General features: G+C 57.1%; 23 protein-coding genes. 3 read left to right on the forward strand and 20 right to left on the reverse strand.

Annotated features, from left to right (window positions below; all coding sequences use genetic code 11):
• Positions 1–112: 112 nt before the first annotated feature.
• From SPL01S_RS18130 to fliF, 16 genes are all read right to left on the reverse strand, one after another.
• Positions 113–439, reverse strand: a complete 327-nt coding sequence (locus SPL01S_RS18130) for a hypothetical protein (protein WP_062871184.1) — start codon at positions 437–439, stop codon at positions 113–115.
• A 14-nt stretch (positions 440–453) separates the two neighbouring features.
• Positions 454–720 carry a hypothetical protein gene (locus SPL01S_RS18135; protein WP_062871183.1) on the reverse strand — a complete coding sequence of 89 codons (267 nt, stop codon included), beginning with the start codon at positions 718–720 and terminating at the stop codon, positions 454–456.
• Between the two features lie 340 nt (positions 721–1,060).
• Positions 1,061–1,195: a stationary-phase-induced ribosome-associated protein gene (gene sra / locus SPL01S_RS25555; RefSeq protein WP_013813483.1), complete on the reverse strand. Its 135-nt coding sequence runs from the start codon at positions 1,193–1,195 to the stop codon at positions 1,061–1,063.
• A gap of 360 nt (positions 1,196–1,555) precedes the next feature.
• Positions 1,556–2,338: a flagellar biosynthetic protein FliR gene (gene fliR / locus SPL01S_RS18140; protein ID WP_004946070.1), complete on the reverse strand. Its 783-nt coding sequence runs from the start codon at positions 2,336–2,338 to the stop codon at positions 1,556–1,558.
• A gap of 2 nt (positions 2,339–2,340) precedes the next feature.
• The gene (gene fliQ, locus SPL01S_RS18145) at positions 2,341–2,610 is read right to left on the reverse strand and encodes a flagellar biosynthesis protein FliQ (protein ID WP_004946069.1); all 270 of its coding nucleotides are present in this window, start codon (positions 2,608–2,610) and stop codon (positions 2,341–2,343) included.
• 42 nt (positions 2,611–2,652) lie between these two features.
• Positions 2,653–3,378 (reverse strand): flagellar type III secretion system pore protein FliP, encoded by a 726-nt coding sequence (gene fliP / locus SPL01S_RS18150; RefSeq protein WP_004946065.1) that lies wholly within the window; start codon positions 3,376–3,378, stop codon positions 2,653–2,655.
• A gap of 47 nt (positions 3,379–3,425) precedes the next feature.
• Complete coding sequence (gene fliO, locus SPL01S_RS18155; RefSeq protein WP_004946063.1) at positions 3,426–3,827, reverse strand: flagellar biosynthetic protein FliO; 402 nt, start codon at positions 3,825–3,827, stop codon at positions 3,426–3,428.
• A complete protein-coding gene (gene fliN, locus SPL01S_RS18160) occupies positions 3,827–4,240 on the reverse strand; it encodes a flagellar motor switch protein FliN (RefSeq protein WP_004946060.1) in 414 nt (137 codons plus the stop codon). The genes fliO and fliN overlap by 1 nt, the downstream gene beginning before the upstream one ends.
• A complete protein-coding gene (gene fliM / locus SPL01S_RS18165; RefSeq protein ID WP_004946056.1) occupies positions 4,237–5,238 on the reverse strand; it encodes a flagellar motor switch protein FliM in 1,002 nt (333 codons plus the stop codon). Before fliM ends, fliN begins: the two co-directional genes overlap by 4 nt.
• A gap of 5 nt (positions 5,239–5,243) precedes the next feature.
• Positions 5,244–5,726 (reverse strand): flagellar basal body-associated protein FliL, encoded by a 483-nt coding sequence (gene fliL / locus SPL01S_RS18170; RefSeq protein WP_004946053.1) that lies wholly within the window; start codon positions 5,724–5,726, stop codon positions 5,244–5,246.
• A gap of 169 nt (positions 5,727–5,895) precedes the next feature.
• The gene (locus tag SPL01S_RS18175; protein ID WP_063201889.1) at positions 5,896–7,119 is read right to left on the reverse strand and encodes a flagellar hook-length control protein FliK; all 1,224 of its coding nucleotides are present in this window, start codon (positions 7,117–7,119) and stop codon (positions 5,896–5,898) included.
• The gene (fliJ, locus tag SPL01S_RS18180; protein ID WP_006326110.1) at positions 7,116–7,562 is read right to left on the reverse strand and encodes a flagellar export protein FliJ; all 447 of its coding nucleotides are present in this window, start codon (positions 7,560–7,562) and stop codon (positions 7,116–7,118) included. The genes SPL01S_RS18175 and fliJ overlap by 4 nt, the downstream gene beginning before the upstream one ends.
• 21 nt (positions 7,563–7,583) lie before the next feature.
• Positions 7,584–8,945: a flagellar protein export ATPase FliI gene (fliI, locus tag SPL01S_RS18185; protein ID WP_062871179.1), complete on the reverse strand. Its 1,362-nt coding sequence runs from the start codon at positions 8,943–8,945 to the stop codon at positions 7,584–7,586.
• The gene (gene fliH / locus SPL01S_RS18190; RefSeq protein ID WP_062871178.1) at positions 8,945–9,643 is read right to left on the reverse strand and encodes a flagellar assembly protein FliH; all 699 of its coding nucleotides are present in this window, start codon (positions 9,641–9,643) and stop codon (positions 8,945–8,947) included. The genes fliI and fliH overlap by 1 nt, the downstream gene beginning before the upstream one ends.
• The gene (gene fliG / locus SPL01S_RS18195) at positions 9,636–10,628 is read right to left on the reverse strand and encodes a flagellar motor switch protein FliG (RefSeq protein WP_013813473.1); all 993 of its coding nucleotides are present in this window, start codon (positions 10,626–10,628) and stop codon (positions 9,636–9,638) included. Before fliG ends, fliH begins: the two co-directional genes overlap by 8 nt.
• Positions 10,625–12,328, reverse strand: a complete 1,704-nt coding sequence (fliF, locus tag SPL01S_RS18200; RefSeq protein ID WP_063201892.1) for a flagellar basal-body MS-ring/collar protein FliF — start codon at positions 12,326–12,328, stop codon at positions 10,625–10,627. The genes fliG and fliF overlap by 4 nt, the downstream gene beginning before the upstream one ends.
• A 317-nt stretch (positions 12,329–12,645) precedes the next feature.
• Here fliF and fliE point away from each other — a divergent pair, with 317 nt between their 5' ends.
• The 3 genes from fliE to SPL01S_RS18215 all read left to right on the forward strand — a co-directional run bounded on the left by fliE (position 12,646) and on the right by SPL01S_RS18215 (position 13,938).
• Positions 12,646–12,960, forward strand: a complete 315-nt coding sequence (gene fliE, locus SPL01S_RS18205) for a flagellar hook-basal body complex protein FliE (RefSeq protein ID WP_063201896.1) — start codon at positions 12,646–12,648, stop codon at positions 12,958–12,960.
• 203 nt (positions 12,961–13,163) lie between these two features.
• Entirely contained in the window at positions 13,164–13,736 is a 573-nt protein-coding gene (locus tag SPL01S_RS25745) for a hypothetical protein (RefSeq protein WP_232245995.1), read from the forward strand.
• A 1-nt stretch (position 13,737) separates the two neighbouring features.
• On the forward strand, positions 13,738–13,938 hold the full coding sequence (locus SPL01S_RS18215) for a hypothetical protein (RefSeq protein WP_063201899.1): 201 nt from the start codon (positions 13,738–13,740) through the stop codon (positions 13,936–13,938).
• Positions 13,939–14,240: 302 nt separating this feature from the next.
• Here the strand turns inward: SPL01S_RS18215 and SPL01S_RS18220 are convergent, their stop codons facing one another.
• The 4 genes from SPL01S_RS18220 to fliS all read right to left on the reverse strand — a co-directional run bounded on the left by SPL01S_RS18220 (position 14,241) and on the right by fliS (position 16,462).
• Entirely contained in the window at positions 14,241–14,471 is a 231-nt protein-coding gene (locus tag SPL01S_RS18220) for a hypothetical protein (protein ID WP_006326102.1), read from the reverse strand.
• Positions 14,471–15,337 carry a helix-turn-helix transcriptional regulator gene (locus SPL01S_RS18225; RefSeq protein ID WP_063201902.1) on the reverse strand — a complete coding sequence of 289 codons (867 nt, stop codon included), beginning with the start codon at positions 15,335–15,337 and terminating at the stop codon, positions 14,471–14,473. The genes SPL01S_RS18220 and SPL01S_RS18225 overlap by 1 nt, the downstream gene beginning before the upstream one ends.
• A gap of 346 nt (positions 15,338–15,683) precedes the next feature.
• A complete protein-coding gene (fliT, locus tag SPL01S_RS18230) occupies positions 15,684–16,052 on the reverse strand; it encodes a flagella biosynthesis regulatory protein FliT (RefSeq protein ID WP_006326098.1) in 369 nt (122 codons plus the stop codon).
• Entirely contained in the window at positions 16,052–16,462 is a 411-nt protein-coding gene (fliS, locus tag SPL01S_RS18235; protein WP_004945956.1) for a flagellar export chaperone FliS, read from the reverse strand. The genes fliT and fliS overlap by 1 nt, the downstream gene beginning before the upstream one ends.
• Positions 16,463–16,477 lie beyond the last annotated feature (15 nt).

Consider the following 16,477-nt stretch of genomic DNA (forward strand, 5'->3'; position numbering starts at 1 on the left):
GCGGCTTCTTGAAACCGGGCGCACTGTTGGGCACGTCACTCTTTCTCCCACAATAGGCTTGAGTGACGTGCCTTTTTTTTCTCCGCCATTCTCTTTCTATTTACGCTAATCGTTAGCGGAAGGGCACACCGCGATCGCGGCCGGAGTCTTTATTGCATTGACCGCCTATATTGACAAAGGCTGAGGCCGCTGCAGTGCCAATCGCACTGCCGTTACGGCTGGCCAGGGCGCCGGCCATGGCAATGGCGCCGGTCACCACCGCTCCGGTACAAGGATCCTGAAATAGCCCATAGTCTTTCGCCGCCCAATTAGGCTGGAAGCCGTTCGCCTGCGCGCCGTAGGAGCTTGGGCCATAGTCGCGATCCCGGTCGCCGCCGTTATTGCCGTCACCGGCGCCGCCAATCCGTTGCATTTCTTCTCTGGTCAGTTCTCTCAGCATAGGTCGATCTCCTGTTAACGCGACTTAGCGTTATTTTTAGGGTTGTTATTTTCGATTTGGGGTTTGCGGCTCTCATTTAGCAGCCACCGTATTGGCTTATAGAGGCACTCGGCCAACTTCAATGAGCCAAATAAGGTAAACGGGATGATGACAAAACTATCGACGCCAGGCGGCAGAGCAAATAAACCCCAGGAAAAACCCAGCGTGTTTAAAATAGTGCTCATAATCAAAAGGGCGATGCCGCTGATGAATAAATCACTCAGCTGAAATTTTATCTTCATATTTACACCGATTATATTTTAGTGAGGCTTGCAGCGTGCTGGCTGCAAGGTTGTTTTTAATATAACACTGGGGAAATAAGGTGGGAAATCGATTTTTCTTGTCAGTGAATAAATAAGAGGTGTGAGTAAATTAAATCGTTAATGTATTATTTTTAAATTTAACGCAGCAGCCAGAGTGATGTGGCGCGTTATTCCCTTCCTAAGAATAAAGTACACCGGCACAGTTTGCCGGCGAGTGATGAGTGTGGGTCCCGGGCTGCCGATGCGGCGCAGCGTCGAATGACGTTGCAGAAGCCGGATAGGGGCGCAACCCGGAATTTTTGCTATAGGTCCTGCGCGATTATTTCTTTTTCTTCACCACTTTCCATTTCCCGCCATCGCTGGTCTCGGTGAAGGAAACTCTAAACTTGTTGCTTTTCCAGTGGGTCAAACCGAATAATCGGCGTGCCTTGCGGTTGCTTTTCGCTTTAATCATGATATCACTCCTGTTGTTATCAGAGGTCAACGCTTCGCCCTGCAGCCAGCTGCCAGGCCGGGCGCATGTTTTTATGACGTACAGGGTCCTGCACGTAATTAATAAATACGTGGGTTAATCATTCAGTGGTTTAATAATTCGCCTATTGGATTTTTATGCCCTTTTCTCCAAAAGTTAATGGTCGATTATATTTTGTCGATGGGTCTATTCTAGGTCGGGTATTTTTTTATTCAAGCCGTGACGGACATTTGGACCTTAATCTGGACAAAAGGGCTTTATCACGCTTTTGTCCCGGTAAAGCCGGTTTATTGCCATTTTGTCTTGTGGCGGGCGGGGGCGTTGTGAGTAGCCGGTGGGGATTCAGAAAGCCATGCCGCCGATAACGCCTGCCAACTGGTCGAAGAATTCGCCGAACAGATGCTCGCAGAACGGCGCCAGCATCGGCATCATCATGCCGATGGTCATAATGCCGATGGTCATGGTGACCGGGAAGCCAATGACGAACACCGACAGCTGCGGCGTCATGCGGTTGAGCAGGCCGAGCGCCATGTTCAGCGTCAGCAGCAGGCAGATCAGCGGCAGCGCCAGCATCATGCCGTTGATAAAAATCAGCGAGCCTACCTGGGTCAATGCCAGAAAACCGTTGCCGTTCAGCGGGGCGGGCTGGATCGGTAGGGTGTGGAAGCTGTCGGCCAGCAGGGAAATCAGCCACAGGTGGCCGTCAAAGCTCAAAAACAGCAACATCGCCAGCAGATTGAGCAGCCGCGCCAGCACCGGCGTGTTCGGTCCGCCGCTGGGATCGAAGAAGGTGGCGAAGGACAGGCCCATCTGCATGCCGATCACTTCGCCGGCCAGGCGTATCGCCGCAAAGGCGAACTGCATGGTCAGCCCGAGCGCCACGCCAATCAGGATTTGCTGGGCCGCCAGCCACAAACCGGCGGCGGAGAAAATGGGAACGGCGCTGGTGGGTAGCCCGGGGGCGATCAGGATGACAATCAGCCCGCCGAGGCCTATTTTCACCTTTTTGCCGATTTGTTTTTCGCTGAACACCGGCGCAGTGCTGATCAGCGCCAGAATGCGCAGCAGCGGCCAGAAATAGTGGCTAAGCCAGACGCCGAACTGTGCGCTGTCAACGGTGAGCATGGCTAACCAATCAGATTCGGCAGGTTGCTGAACAGCGTGCGCATATAATCCAGCAGCAGGTTCAGCATCCACGGCCCGGCAACCACGATAGTGGCGACCACCGCCAGAATTTTGGGAATGAACGACAACGTCATTTCGTTGATCTGGGTGGCGGCCTGCAGCAGGCTGACCACCAGGCCGCTGACCAGCGCGGCGAGCAGCAGCGGTGCGGACAGCGCCAGCGCCACTTTCATCGCCTCGGTGCCCAGCGCCATGACCGATTCGGGTGTCATTGTGAGTTCCTCAGTGGCTGCGTGGCGGCCACCTGAATAAATTTACGAATAAAAACTCTGCGCCAGCGAACCGAGCAGCAATTGCCAGCCGTCCACCAACACAAACAGCATCAGTTTGAACGGCAGTGAAATGGTGGCGGGCGGCACCATCATCATCCCCAGCGCCATCAACACGCTGGCGACCACCAGATCGATAATCAGAAACGGAATAAATACCGTGAAGCCGATTTGGAACGCGGTTTTCAGTTCGCTGGTGACGTAAGCCGGCAGCAGAATGCGCATCGGCACCGCTTCCGGCCCGGCCAGCGGCGGCTGGTTGGCGAGCCTGGCGTACAGCGCCAGATCGGTTTCACGCGTCTGGCGCAGCATAAACTCGCGCAGCGGTTGGGAACCTTTATCCAGTGCCGCGTCCAGGCTGATTTTGTCCTGGCTGAACGGCAGATAGGCGTCCTGATAGACCTTGTCGAAGACCGGCGACATGATGAAAAAGGTCAGGAACAGCGCCAGCCCGAGCATCACCTGATTCGGCGGCGCCGAGGGGGTGCCGAGCGCGTTGCGCAGCAACCCGAGCACGATGATGATGCGGGTGAAACTGGTCATCATCAGCAGCATGGCGGGCAGGAAGCTGAGAGACGTCAGCAGCACCAGCGTCTGTACCGGCAGCGACCAGCTTTGGCCGCCGTCGGCGAGCGGTTGGCTGATCAGGCCGGGCAACTGTGCCAACGCCGCCGGGCTGACAAGCAGCAGGGTGGCAGCCAGCCAGGGCATATTCTTCCCGCTTCGATAAAGCGAAGCGACACAATGAGCGAGGGGTTTCATGCCGATTTTTCCGGACGTTTCAGAACTTTTTGCATCAGTTGGCGAAAGTCAGCCGGCGCGGCGTCGGCTGCTTCGCTATCCCGCGCTGGAGCTGGCAGCGTATGCAACGGGGTGATTTGTTGCGCGGTCACGCCCAGCACCAGCAGGGTGTTATCCACTTCAATCACCACCACCCGCTCACGCTGCCCGACCTGGCAACTGGCGCGCAGGTTGAGCAGTTTGCTGTTGCGCGCCTGAGGGGCAAACCCCAGGCGGCGGAACAGCCAGCCGGCCAGCAGGATCAACAGCAGAATGCCGCCCAGCGCAGTGCTGACTTGCGTCAGCACCGAGCCGGCCGGCAGTGCCGGTGCAGCGGGTTGCAGTGTGCCCTGGCCGGGCACGGCGGTACCTGGGTTCATCAGCGGCTCAGGCGGCGCATGCGTTCGGAGGGAGTGATGATGTCGGTGATGCGTACGCCGAACTTGTCGGCCACCACCACCACTTCGCCCTGGGCGATCAGGTAGCCGTTGATCAGAATGTCCAGCGGTTCACCCGCCAGTCCGTCCAACGCCACCACCGATCCCTGCGACAGGCGCAGCAGCTCTTTGATGGTCATTTTGGTGCGGCCCAATTCCACGGTCAGCTTGACCGGGATATCCAGGATCAGATCGATATCCTGCAGGCTGCCGACGGCATCCTGCGCCTCCAGCGACTTGAATACCGCGTCGGTTGCGGACGTTTTTTCGGTCGCTTGCTGTTCGTTAAACGCATCAGCCCACAGATCGTCCACGGATTCCTTTCCTTCGCCAGACGGTTGCTTAGGATCACTCATTTGGGCTGTTCCTCACTCAGAGCATTCAAAATAGGGTTAATCAAATGTTCAACACGCAGGGCGTACTGCCCGTTTAACGTGCCATATTGGCTGGTCAGAACCGGTACGCCGTCCACGTGGGCGATCAGGCGTTCCGGTTTATCGATCGGTAATACGTCACCCGGTTGCAGCTTCAGGATTTTTGACAGCCGCATCGGGATATCGACGAAGTTGGCAATCAGCTCCAGCTCGGAATGTTGCACCTGCTTCACCAGCGTTTCACGCCACTGGCTGTCTTCCTGCCGCGAGTTTTCCAGCGGCGGGTTGGTCAGCAGTTCGCGCAGCGGTTCGATCATCGCGAACGGAATGCAGATGTTGAATTCACCGCTCAGCGCACCGATTTCCACCTGGAACGGGGTGGTGACCACGATGTCGTTCGGCGAGGTGGTGATATTGGTGAATTTCACCTGCATTTCGGCGCGCACGTATTCCACATTGATCTTGTAAATCGCGCTCCAGGCGTCACCATAGGCATCCAGCGCCAGGCGCAGCATGCGTTTGATCACCCGCTGTTCGGTTGGCGTGAACTCGCGGCCTTCCACTTTGGTCGGAAAACGGCCGTCGCCGCCGAACAGGTTATCGACGGCGATAAACACCAGGCTCGGCGCGAACACGAACAGCGCGGTGCCGCGCAACGGGTTCAGGTGCACCAGGTTGAGGTTGGTGGGCACCGGCAGGTTGCGGGCGAATTCGTGATACGGCTGGATCCTGATCGGGCCGACGGTGATGTCCGGGCTGCGTCGCAGCAGGTTGAACAACCCCATACGGAACTGCCGGGCAAAACGTTCATTGATGATTTCCAGCGCGTGCAGCCGTTCGCGCACCACTCGGCGCTGGGTGGTCGGATCGTAAGGCTTGACCTCGCTCTCGTTGCTGACCACCGCTTCGGGTTCATCCCCCGCGCTGTCGCCGTTGAGCAAGGCGTCGATCTCTGCCTGTGAAAGAATGCTGTCGCCCATAGTGATTACCGCAATATGAAGGCGGTGAACAGCACGTCGCTGACCACCTGCTTCGGTTGTCCCTTAACCAGCGGCGGGCTAAGCACGTCCTTAATCTGCGCCACCAGTTGCTGTTTCCCTTGTTCACTGCTCAGTTGGCCCACTTCCTGACGGGAGAGCAGCATCAACAGGCGGCTGCGTACTTCCGGTAGAAAATCGTTCAACTGGCGGCGGGTGTTTTCGTCCGGTAAGCGCAACGTCAGGCCGATATACAACACGCGATCGGGGTTGTTATCCGGCGTAACCAGATTGACGGTAAAAGTATCCAACGGCATAAACACCGGCGCTGCCGGCGGCAGTGCTTTGGCGGCGGGTTGAGCGCCGTCTTTGTGTTGTTTCAGTTGCCACCAGCTGTAGCCTGCCGCGCCGCAGGCGAGGACGGTAATCAACACCAGCAGGATGACCAGGAGGGGGCGTTTCGGTGCTGCCGGTAGGGTGTTTTGAGACATAGCTAAATCAAATTCCTGTAGTGACACCCGAGAGTCTACGAACCGCTGCCGGGCATAGCGCGCGCAAAAGCCTCACGCATGACATGTAAAGGTATTATCGCGCCTATTCCGGTGTGCAATAGCCAGAATAGGCGGGGAAAAACGTGCCAGCTTGAACGTTTGCCGCCGCTCAGGCGAAAATATCAACGCCGCTGACGGCGCGGGCCATCGCCTGCAATTGTGTCGGGGCGATGAGGGTTTCGGCGGCCAGATCGCTCTCGCCGTGGCTATCGCGGTAGGCCGGTCGGCCCCGATCGTCCGCCGTCTGCTGCTGTGGCTGTTGCCACTGCGGCGTGGGCTCGCCGCCAACGCTGCTTTGCCCCAGATTGATGCCGCTTTCCGCCAGGGCATGGCGCAGTTGCGGCATGGCGGCTTCCACCGCGGCGCGCACCTGGCCGTGCGCTGAAGCAATGTGCAACTGCGCCTGGCTATCGTCCAGTTTGAGGGTGATTTGCAGCGCACCCAGTTCCTGCGGGTGCAGGCGCAGTTCGGCGCTTTGCTGACCGTTGCGATGGAACATCAGTACCTGCTGGTTCAGCGCCTGTTGCCACTCCGGGCTGCCAAGTTGGGCGTTCAATTGCGGCGTCGGGGGGGCGGTGACCAGGGAAGCGCTCGGCGTTGTCGCCACGACCGGGCTGGCGACCGGCGGCACCATCAGGTGATTGACCGGTGCCTGAGGCTGGGTATCGGCGCTGAATTTTAGCGGCGCTGCATCCGGTTGGTCATGGGGGGCCGCGATTGGCTGCGGGCCGTCGGTGTGCGCGTCAAGGTTCAGCGGTTTTTCGGTCACTGGCGACGTGGCTTTTGGGGGCAGTGTCATCGGGATGCCTGCGGCATTGGGCTGTTGATTCAGCGCGACGCTCAGCAGGGCGGCGGGGTGCGCCGGGTCCTGTTCGCTTTCAAGGTTTGGGCCCGTTGCGGCCGCGATCGGCGTGGCAGGGGTAACGGCCAGCGGCAGCATGGCGAACAGCGCCTGTAGCGTGGCGGCGTCTATTTCACCGGCGGGGCGCAAGACGGCATCCGGTTTTTTATCCTGCGTCTTGTCATCGCCGCCCGCCGCGACTGGCGGCTGGGTGTCGCTTAACAAGGCGGGTGCCAACAGCCCCTCGCGTTCACTGAAGGCGGCGAGCAGTGGGTTTAGCGGGTTGCGGCTCAGCGCCGGCGTGTTGTCATCTTCTGCGCTCAGTAGCGCCGGCGGCAGCTTGCCCTCATCTTTGTCGGCCGGCAGCGTACGTGCGCCGAGCAGCAGGGCAAAGGCCGAGGACAGCTGCGAGTCATCCATCGGCAACTGCGCGTCCGGCAGCACGCCGACATCGCCAGGCGCTATGCTGCCCGGCAAGGCATTCAGGTTCATGGGTGTAGATTCCTTTGTGAACTGCGTTGAGCGAACTCATCCATCAGTTTTTGATCCCGTTTGTTCTCCACCTGCCGTTCTGCGCTTTGGGCGCGGGTATGCAGAGTGTCGAAGGCGTTCAGACGCTGCTGTTTGTCCTGCCACTGTTTCATTGCGTGGTCTACCTTCTGGCCCCACTGCATCAGTTGTCGGCGGTGCTGATCGATGGCCTGCTCCAGCGTGCCGATAAACTGCTGGTAGTTCTGCCAGTGTGAAGAGTCCATGCCGTCACTCAACTGGTGATTCAGCTTCTGGCGGTACTCGTCTTGATAATTGAGCAGCATGGAAAGCTGTTGCTCGGCCGCCTGTTGCGCTTTGCGCACCTGGCCCAACTGTTGCGTAGCCTGTTCCACCGCATCCTGAGCCAGATCGCGCAGGGTAATCAGAGGTGACTGTGGTTTCATCGGGTTCAGCCTTTTGTGACGTTAAACGATCAACTGCTGTAACTGTTGGCAGGCGTCGTCGTAACCGCTGCGTTCAAAAATGCCCTGCTGCAGATAGGCTTCCATCTGCGGGTACAGCGTCATGGCCTTATCCAGCAGCGGATCGCTGCCTGCTACGTAGGCGCCGACGCTGATCAGATCGCGGTTACGCTGATAACTGGCCAGCATCTGTTTGAAATTGCGCACCCGGCGGTAGTGTTCTTCGTCGATAAGCGAGGTCATGGCGCGGCTGATAGAGGCTTCGATGTCGATCGCCGGGTAATGGCCTGCCTCCGCCAGCCGACGCGACAGCACCACGTGGCCATCGAGGATGGCGCGCGCCGAGTCGGCTATCGGATCTTGCTGGTCATCGCCTTCGGTCAGTACGGTATAAAACGCGGTGATCGACCCGCCGCCGCTGATGCCGTTGCCCGCGCGCTCCACCAGCGCCGGCAGTTTGGCGAACACGGAGGGCGGATACCCTTTGGTGGCCGGCGGCTCGCCGATAGCCAGCGCGATTTCACGTTGCGCCATGGCGTAGCGGGTGAGCGAGTCCATAATCAACAGCACGTGCTGACCGCGATCGCGAAAGTCCTCGGCGATGCGTGTGGCATAGGCGGCGCCCTGCATACGCAACAGCGGCGAGACGTCCGCCGGGGCGGCGATCACCACCGAGCGCGCTCGGCCTTCGGTGCCGAGGATATTCTCGATAAAATCTTTGACCTCGCGGCCGCGTTCGCCGATCAGACCGACGACAATCACGTCGGCCTGGGTGTAACGCGCCATCATGCCTAACAAGACGCTTTTACCGACGCCGGAGCCGGCAAACAGCCCCATGCGCTGGCCGCGCCCGACGGTCAGCAAGCCGTTGATGGTGCGTACGCCGACGTCCAGCACCTGTTCGATCGGCGTACGTTGCAGCGGGTTGAACGGGGCGGTGATCAACGGCGCGCGATAGCCGGTCTCCGGCGCGGGCAGGCCGTCGAGCGGTTTGGCGCTGCCGTCCAGCACCCGGCCCAGCAGCGCCGGGCCGAGCGGCAGTTGCTTGCCGGCGCTTTGCCCTTCCGGCGCAACTCGGGCGTAAACCCGTGCGCCGGGCACGATGCCTTCCACTTCTTCCAGCGGCATCAGGAACAGCCGCTGGCCGTTAAAACCGACCACTTCGCTTTCCACTTCCTGTACCTCACCGCCGTTGTGACGTTCGATCAGGCAGGTGGCGCCGATCGGCAATTGCAAGCCGGTGGCTTCCAGTACCAACCCGGTGGCGCGTGTCAGGCGGCCGTAGCGGCGAACCGTAGGCGTGCAAGCGATGCGTTTTTCCAGCGTATCCAGCGAGGACAGCCAGCGGCCGAGGCGAGCGGTCATTACACGTCTCCCGGCGCAGCCAGGCGGCAGAGTTCGTGCCAGCGCGTCGCCAGGCTGGCATCGAGATCGCCTTCTTCGGCGCTGACCTTGCAGCCGCCGGGGTGCAGTTGACCGTCCGCCAACAGCCGCCAGCCGTGCAGGCTGAGTGTGGCACCCAGTTGCTGTTCGATACGCTGATAGTCGTCCGGGTGCACGCGCAACTGCGGCTTGCCGCTGAACATCGGCTCTTGCTGGATCAACTGCTGGATCTGCGCCAGCAGGGCGGTACCGTCGCATACCGGCGGTTGACCTAGCACCTGTTTGGCGGCGGTCAGCGCCAACTGCATCAAACGCGAAGCGATCACGCTGTCGAGCGCATCGAGCGTGTGCTGAAACTCGGTGATCAGTTGCTGCCAGTGTGCAGTCAGCGGCTGTTGTTGCTGCTGCGCCTCCAGCAAACCCTGCTGGCGCCCCTCTTCCATACCGGCCTGGAGACCCGCTTCATAGCCTTTTTGCTGGCCGTCGGCATAGCCCAGCTGTTGGCCTTGCTGCTCCGCTTGCAGGCGCAACTGGAGCAACTGCTGTTGCCGATCGGCGCTGTCGTCCGGCGACAGGGCGTCCGTTTCAATGGGCAGCAAAGGCTCGATCGGCGGTTTGGGTTCCAGCAGATCGTTGAGCGACCAGGGTTGCCACGGCAGGGTGTTAATGCGATCAGACATAGGTGTCCTCGCCACCGCCGATAATCATTTCGCCGCTCTCCGCCAATCGGCGCACAACCAGCAGGATGGCTTTCTGTTCGTTCTCCACCTGCGACATGCGCATCGGACCACGGTTGGCCAGATCGTCGCGCAGAATGTCGGCGGCGCGTTGCGACATGTTTTTGAGGAACTTCTCGCGCAACGGCTGTTCCGCGCCTTTGAGCGCAACCAGCAGCGATTCGCCTTCCACTTCCTGCAACAGGCGCTGGATGCTGCGGTCGTCGACTTCCACCAGATTTTCGAACAGGAACATCTCGTCGATGATCTTCTGCGCCAGCTCGCCGTCGTATTCGCGCATCGCGTCGATAACGGCTTCTTCCTGCTGGGTTTTCATCAGGTTGATAATCTCGGCTGCGGTGCGTACGCCGCCCATCTTGCTGCGCTTGAGGTTCTGGCCGTCGAGCAGGTTGTTTAGCACCTCGGTCAGTTCCGCCAACGCCGCCGGTTGCACACCGCCGAAGGTGGCGATGCGCAGCATCACGTCGTTGCGCAGGCGTTCGTCGAACAGCGCCAGAATATCCGCCGCCTGGCCGCGCTTCAGATGGACCAGAATGGTAGCGATGATTTGCGGATGTTCGTCGCGGATCAGATCGGCGGCGCTCATCGGCTCCATAAAGTTGAGGGTTTCCATGCCGGTGGTGGTCTCGCGCGATTCGAGAATGTCCTCCAACAGGCTGGAGGCACGCTCTTCACCCAGGGCTTTGACCAGCACCGAGCGCAGGTAGTCGCTGGCATTGACGCTCAGCGCCGCGTACTGTTCGGCATCGTCTTCGAACTCGCTCAGGACTTCGCCCAGCTGTTTGTGCGAGACCTGGCTCATGCTGGCCATGGTGCCGCTGAGCTGCTGCACTTCACGCGAGGAGAGGTGTTTGAACACCTCGGCGGCGCGGTCTTCACCCAAGGTCATCAGCAGGATGGCGCTTTTTTCGGTTCCGGTCAGACTCATAATTCGTTACTCATCCATTGGCGGATTACCAGAGCGACCACGCGCGGGTCTTTATCAGCCAGATCGCGGATCCGCTGGCTCTGGACTTCTGCACTGACGCGCTGCTGCGATTTTCTGTGCTGCGCCAGCTCCTCATTGCTCGGTTTATTGTTGTCAGCCGGCTTGGCCATCGGTGCGTTGGCGGCGGCGAGCGCGGCCTGTTGCACCGCCTGACGGTTTTGCAGTTGCGGGCGCACCAGCTTGCGCCACAGCAGCCAGGCCGCCAGCAAGACCAGCAGATAGCGACCGGCATCGAACAGACGATCGATAAAGTTCTGGGTTTGCCAGAACGGCAGTTCGCCCCCGGTAACTTCGGTATCGGTAAACGGCGTATTGACCACGTTCAGGGTATCGCCACGGCTGCTGGAGAAGCCCATGGATTCACGCACCAGCGATTCGATCTGCGCCAGTTGCTCTTTGCTCATCGGCAAGGGTTTGCCGTCTTTATCGACGCCGCGATAGTTGACCACTACCGCCACCGACAACCGCTGTACCGTCCCGGCCTTCTGCTGAGTGTGGCGGATGGTGCGATCGACCTCATAGTTGGTGGTTTCATCGCGACGGGTATTCTGTGGCCCGCTGCCGTTGGCCGCAGTGCTGCGGGTGGCGGTGGCGTTAGGTTTGGCGCCAGTGGCGTTATTGCCGGCAGCAGCGTTGGCTTTGGCGGTTTCTATCGGCGCAGTCGCCGGCGCGCTAGGCTGATTGGAGAGCGCACCCGGCACGCCGCCGACCTGCGGCCCGCCAAGCTGTTCGCTCTGGCTCATTTGCTGAGAGCGCACGGCGGCCTGATTCGGCAGTTGGTTCGGTTGGTATTCTTCGTCGGTTTGCTCGCGGGTGGCAAAATCGATCTGCGCGGTGACCTGGGCGCGTACGTTGGCATTGCCGACCATGGGCGCCAGAATCGCTTCGATGCGGCGTTGGTAGCGGTTTTCCACTTCGTTGGCGTATTTCAACTGCGCCGCGTTCAGATCGCGACCGGCGCCGTCAGACTGGGTCAGCAGGCGACCGGCCTGATCGACCACCGTGACGTTGCCCGGCGGCAATCCGGCCACGCTGCTCGAGACCATATAAACGATAGCGTTGATCTGGCCGTCATCCAGCGCTCGGCCGGGTTGCAGCGTCAGGGTGACGGAGGCGGAAGGGGACTTCTGTTCGCGGACAAACAGCGAAGGCTTGGGCAGCGCCAGATGCACCCGGGCGTTTTGTACCGGCCCCAGCGACTCGATGGTGCGGGACAGTTCGCCTTCCAGCGCACGCTGATAGTTGATCTGCTCGCTAAACTGGCTGATGCCGAATTTTTCCTGATCCAGCAATTCGAAGCCCACCGCACCGCCTTTCGGCAATCCCTGCTGCGCCAGACGCAGGCGGGTTTCATGGACCTTATCGGCCGGTATCATCAACGCAGCACCGTTTTCGGCAAACCGATAAGGGATATTCATCTGCGTCAATTGGGTAACGATGGCACCGCCGTCGCGATCGTTAAGATTGCTGTACAGCACGCGGTAATCCGGGCTTTTCGCCCATAACAGCAACGCGACCACAATGGCGATTGCCGCAGAAGCGGCGATCAGCAGTGGGATTTTCGGGTTGGCGCGCAGACGGTCCCACAGGGCTTGCAGGCCATTTTCGCGGCTTTCGGTGGCGGTTATTGAAGCACTCATTTTATCCCGTGTCCTTCAATGTCGCTCAGTATCCGGTGCAAGCCACGGCGTAGCTCCCTGCCAGGCTGATGAACGGTGTGGTTAGCGTTGTGTGGTGACAAAACAGACTCCCTGATACACATATCTTCTAAATAGCGGCGCTCCCATTTCTGGGCGTGCCATTATTTGCCCTTAAGGGCGATTTCGATGGCTCGATAAGCCGGGTTTTTTGCAGTTAATTAGCCGCTTTAGGATAAAAATGCTGTGGTAGGCTCCTCAGCATCAAAGTAGTGCCTGATGAAAACGCATCCGGCAGCAGAGTCTTTATTGAGGTCACAATGGCAATTCAGGGGATTGAAGGGGTATTGCAGCAATTGCAGGCCACGGCGATTCAGGCGGGGCAGATTGACCAGGGTTCAGCGACGCAGGGCGTTAGCTTTGCCAGCGAGCTGAAAGCGGCTATCGGCAAGATCAGCGAGACCCAGCAGGCTGCGCGCAAACAGGCGCAAGACTTCGAACTGGGCGCACCGGGCGTCAGCCTGAACGACGTGATGGTCGATCTGCAAAAATCCTCCATCTCGCTGCAAATGGGCGTGCAGGTGCGTAACAAGCTGGTTTCCGCCTATCAGGAAGTGATGAATATGGCGGTGTGATTGGTTGAGTTGTTTGAATTCGTGAACGAATTTCATTCCTGCCGAGAGTCTCGGGGCAAGACTGGGGAAAATGCCAATACGGAAACATTTTAAATAGTGATTTAATTTTATTAATTAATTGATTTTAATAATTTTATTTTCCAGGATTACCGTGCTAATTTTTCCCATTATGAATGGAATTTTATTGGTTTTGGCAGGTGAAAATGGAAAAAGCGAAGACGATGAAATCGCTTGAAAATGATATTGCCGTAGAACTGCTGGAAAGGAGCAAATTGTACTTTGAGTATCAAGAGACTCAATATGCAGCGGCTTTGGACAGGATACGAAAGCTGGAGGAAAAGGGACTTAAGGTTTTTGCATCTTTGAGCGTGATAGTTACTGCGTTTATCTTGATCGTCAGATTTACAGCGGCATTGCTGCTGAATCAGAAGTTTGCCGCACTTAACATGCTCACATGTGTAGCTGGTTTTTTTACCTTTCTTTGCCTTTGTAGCGCATGGAGCTTTGTTTTCAGAGCTGTCTTGCTAAAAGACATCCCCAAGTTGCCAACCAACCATCAGAAAATGGAAAGCGTTTTTCTGGATAACCCAAGAGATTCAACGTACGTAGGATTGGCAAAACAATACTCTAAGGCAACATTGAAGATCGAAGAAACGCATGGTGATAAGGCTAAGCTGATCGGCTTATCATTCAGGGAGATGGCGTTTACGGCATGGAGCTTTTTGGTATTTGTTATACTTGTAGTAGCATTAGCTTTCTGTAACTCTGGAGGTTGAGATGACTGTGCGACATAAAAGCGTGCCCGTGGAGCATCCTGGGGAGGTGAGCATTGATAGGCAGGGTAAAGGGGTCACTCATACTTCCGCCGCCTCAATGGGATATATCGGCCGGCCGAGAGAAGCCGAAATCCCGGAGCTGGAAGTTAGCCTGGAAAGCCTTGATTCCCTCCTGAAGAGAGAACGGCAGGTTAAGGCCTGACTTGAAAACCCACCATCGGTGGGTTTTTTGCTTTTTAACGGCAAAACCGAAAACCGAGCTGGGCAATCGCCTGAGTAGACGCATAAAAAACATGCTTTGTCTCAAATTGCTGAACTTATTGCTGGATTATAATTGTGCGAGTTTAAGACATTTTAATTATCAGGTAATAAAAATGAGCAGCAAAAGTGAGAGCAGATGGCGATTTTTCAGTGTGTTAATATTGATCGTTTTAGTTGGATTGATCACGGTATTAATTAAACAAAGTTAAATAATCATTGGCCACTGCGCGTGGCCCTGCTGATTTATTTCCCCGCCAGCATCCGCATAGCGTCTTCTTCGTACAGCAGACCCATAAGCCACAGGCCGACAAGCAACACGGCAAGGGAAAGCAGCCATTTTTCGTTGAGCACCGTTGATTCACCTCTGGCGGTATTAAGGTTTGCCGATGCTATCGCACCTGACCATTTTCCGCTAACGCCGGGTGCATAAACGGTGAGTTCATTGTGCAATGATTTAATTTGCAGGATGGACATCACTCCGGGTCCTCCATCAGGCTGAGGCGATAGGGCTGGATCGCGCCGGGCTCCATGATCCGCTGGTGCCCGCGAATGGCCGTTGGCGCAAAACCGAAACGTTTGCGGAAACGCTCGGCAAACCGCGAAGAACTTTCATAACCGACGTGCTGGGAGATGGCGGATATTGGCCAATCGGTAGATTGCAGCAACGCCAGCGCGCTGCTCATGCGCACGTCGATCATCAAATCGCGCAACGCGGTGTTTTCTAAAGAAAGCTTGCGTCTCAGCATGACTTCGCTCATTGACAGACTTTCCGCCACTTTGGCCGCTGTCCAGATGTTATGCGGATCGGTCGCCAGGCAGCGGCGTACCCGTTGCGTTAAATCGCGCGCCTCGTTATGCATAAAGCTTACGTTGAATTGCTTCAGCCAGAGCAGGATTTCCAGCATCTTGTGGCGGATGATGATCGGCGGGAAACGGTGTTTAAGCGCCATCGCCAGGCTGGTGGTCTCAAAACTGTGCATCAGCGCGCAGGGCAGGTTGCGTAAGGCCAACACCGCGTCGAACGGGGGCTGAGGGGCAGTTTCAGCGGGAGTTTGCTGTACGTGGAACAACAGAGGATCGCAGGTAAGCAACTGACAACTGAATATGCCCTCATTGGAAAGGCCATTAATAATATCCACGGTTTGCCCCCCGCCGATAATCAACAGTTCTCCCGCATGGGCCACCACTTCATGCTGTTGCCAGCGCACGCGTTTGTGGCCTTGCTGTACCAGATACAGATGGGGTTGCTCAAAATAAACTGAAGGGAATAATAATTCAGTATGCTGAATGATGTGCGCAGAGGCACCAATCCCAGGACAAAGGTTAATTGTACGTTCCATCGATATTCATTTCGCAGCCATTATCTGGGAATATCTTTACGCTTTGATGGGCGTCGGAGCAACATTTTTCCATGCGTTGTGAAACACAACGACGTGTTTTATCTATCAAAAATCAATTTCCTGCTGAACAGAAAACGTCCGTGTCGGAGTGATATTTATCCCTATCCTAGGGGCGCCGCATGCTGCGTCGCGTTAGCCGGGGCGAATATATTCGCCCCTATGGAGCCTGGGTGATAAATATGATAGGCATGAGTAATTCAAATATCATGGATTAATATCCTGAATTAATCGGGTGTAAATAGCGTATGGTGCTATTTATCCATAAAATGTCGTTATTATAACTGGCTCACCTGATTTGCGGTTCCCCTAATAGCAGGGCGCGATCGTGAAACTGACCGTAGGTGCTGTTGACCACGCTTTGGCGCGTCGATTGGCCAATCAATTCTTTCAACTGGTCCATGCGGCGTTGCAACAGGCGTTTCAGCTCGTTTTCGTTGTCCAGGATCTGCTGCAGCTTATTGCGCAACAATTCCTGCAACGCCATTGATGGTCCCGCTTTGCCGGTAAAATCGGCGGTTTTCTCTACCGCCTGAACGTAGGCCAGCTCCAGCTCGACCAGGTCTTCCCATCTTTCCGTTTGCGCCAGCGCGAGCATTTGGCTGCTCAGGGCATAAATTTGCTGATACGCGGCTAGCAGTTGCTGTTGACGTTCCATTATACGGCGTCCTGAGAAGGGTGATAATTGGGACCAATCTGGCGCCAGGCGTCAGCAATATTTTCCAGCAGCTTGACCACTTCGGCGATCGCCGCTTCGTCGTTATGCAGATTGGCCTGCATCAGGCGCCGTTTCATATAGTCATACAGCGCAGCCAGATTATCGGCCATCTCGCCACCTTGATCGTGGTCGAGGCCGTTTTTCAGGCCGTTATCAATAATGTTGATGGCTTTTGATATGGCCAGCCCTTTGCCGGCGATATCACCCTGATTCATCAGAATGCGTGCGCGTAACAGGGCGCTGAGCGCCCCGTCGAAAAGCATCACGATTAACTGGTGCGGGCTGGCACTCATTACGCCACTTTCCAAACTGACCTGGGCGTAGGCCTTAGTTCCGCTACGGTTATACATGCGATTTATTACCTG

The organism is Serratia plymuthica NBRC 102599, from assembly GCF_001590925.1.
GTDB lineage: Bacteria > Pseudomonadota > Gammaproteobacteria > Enterobacterales > Enterobacteriaceae > Serratia > Serratia plymuthica.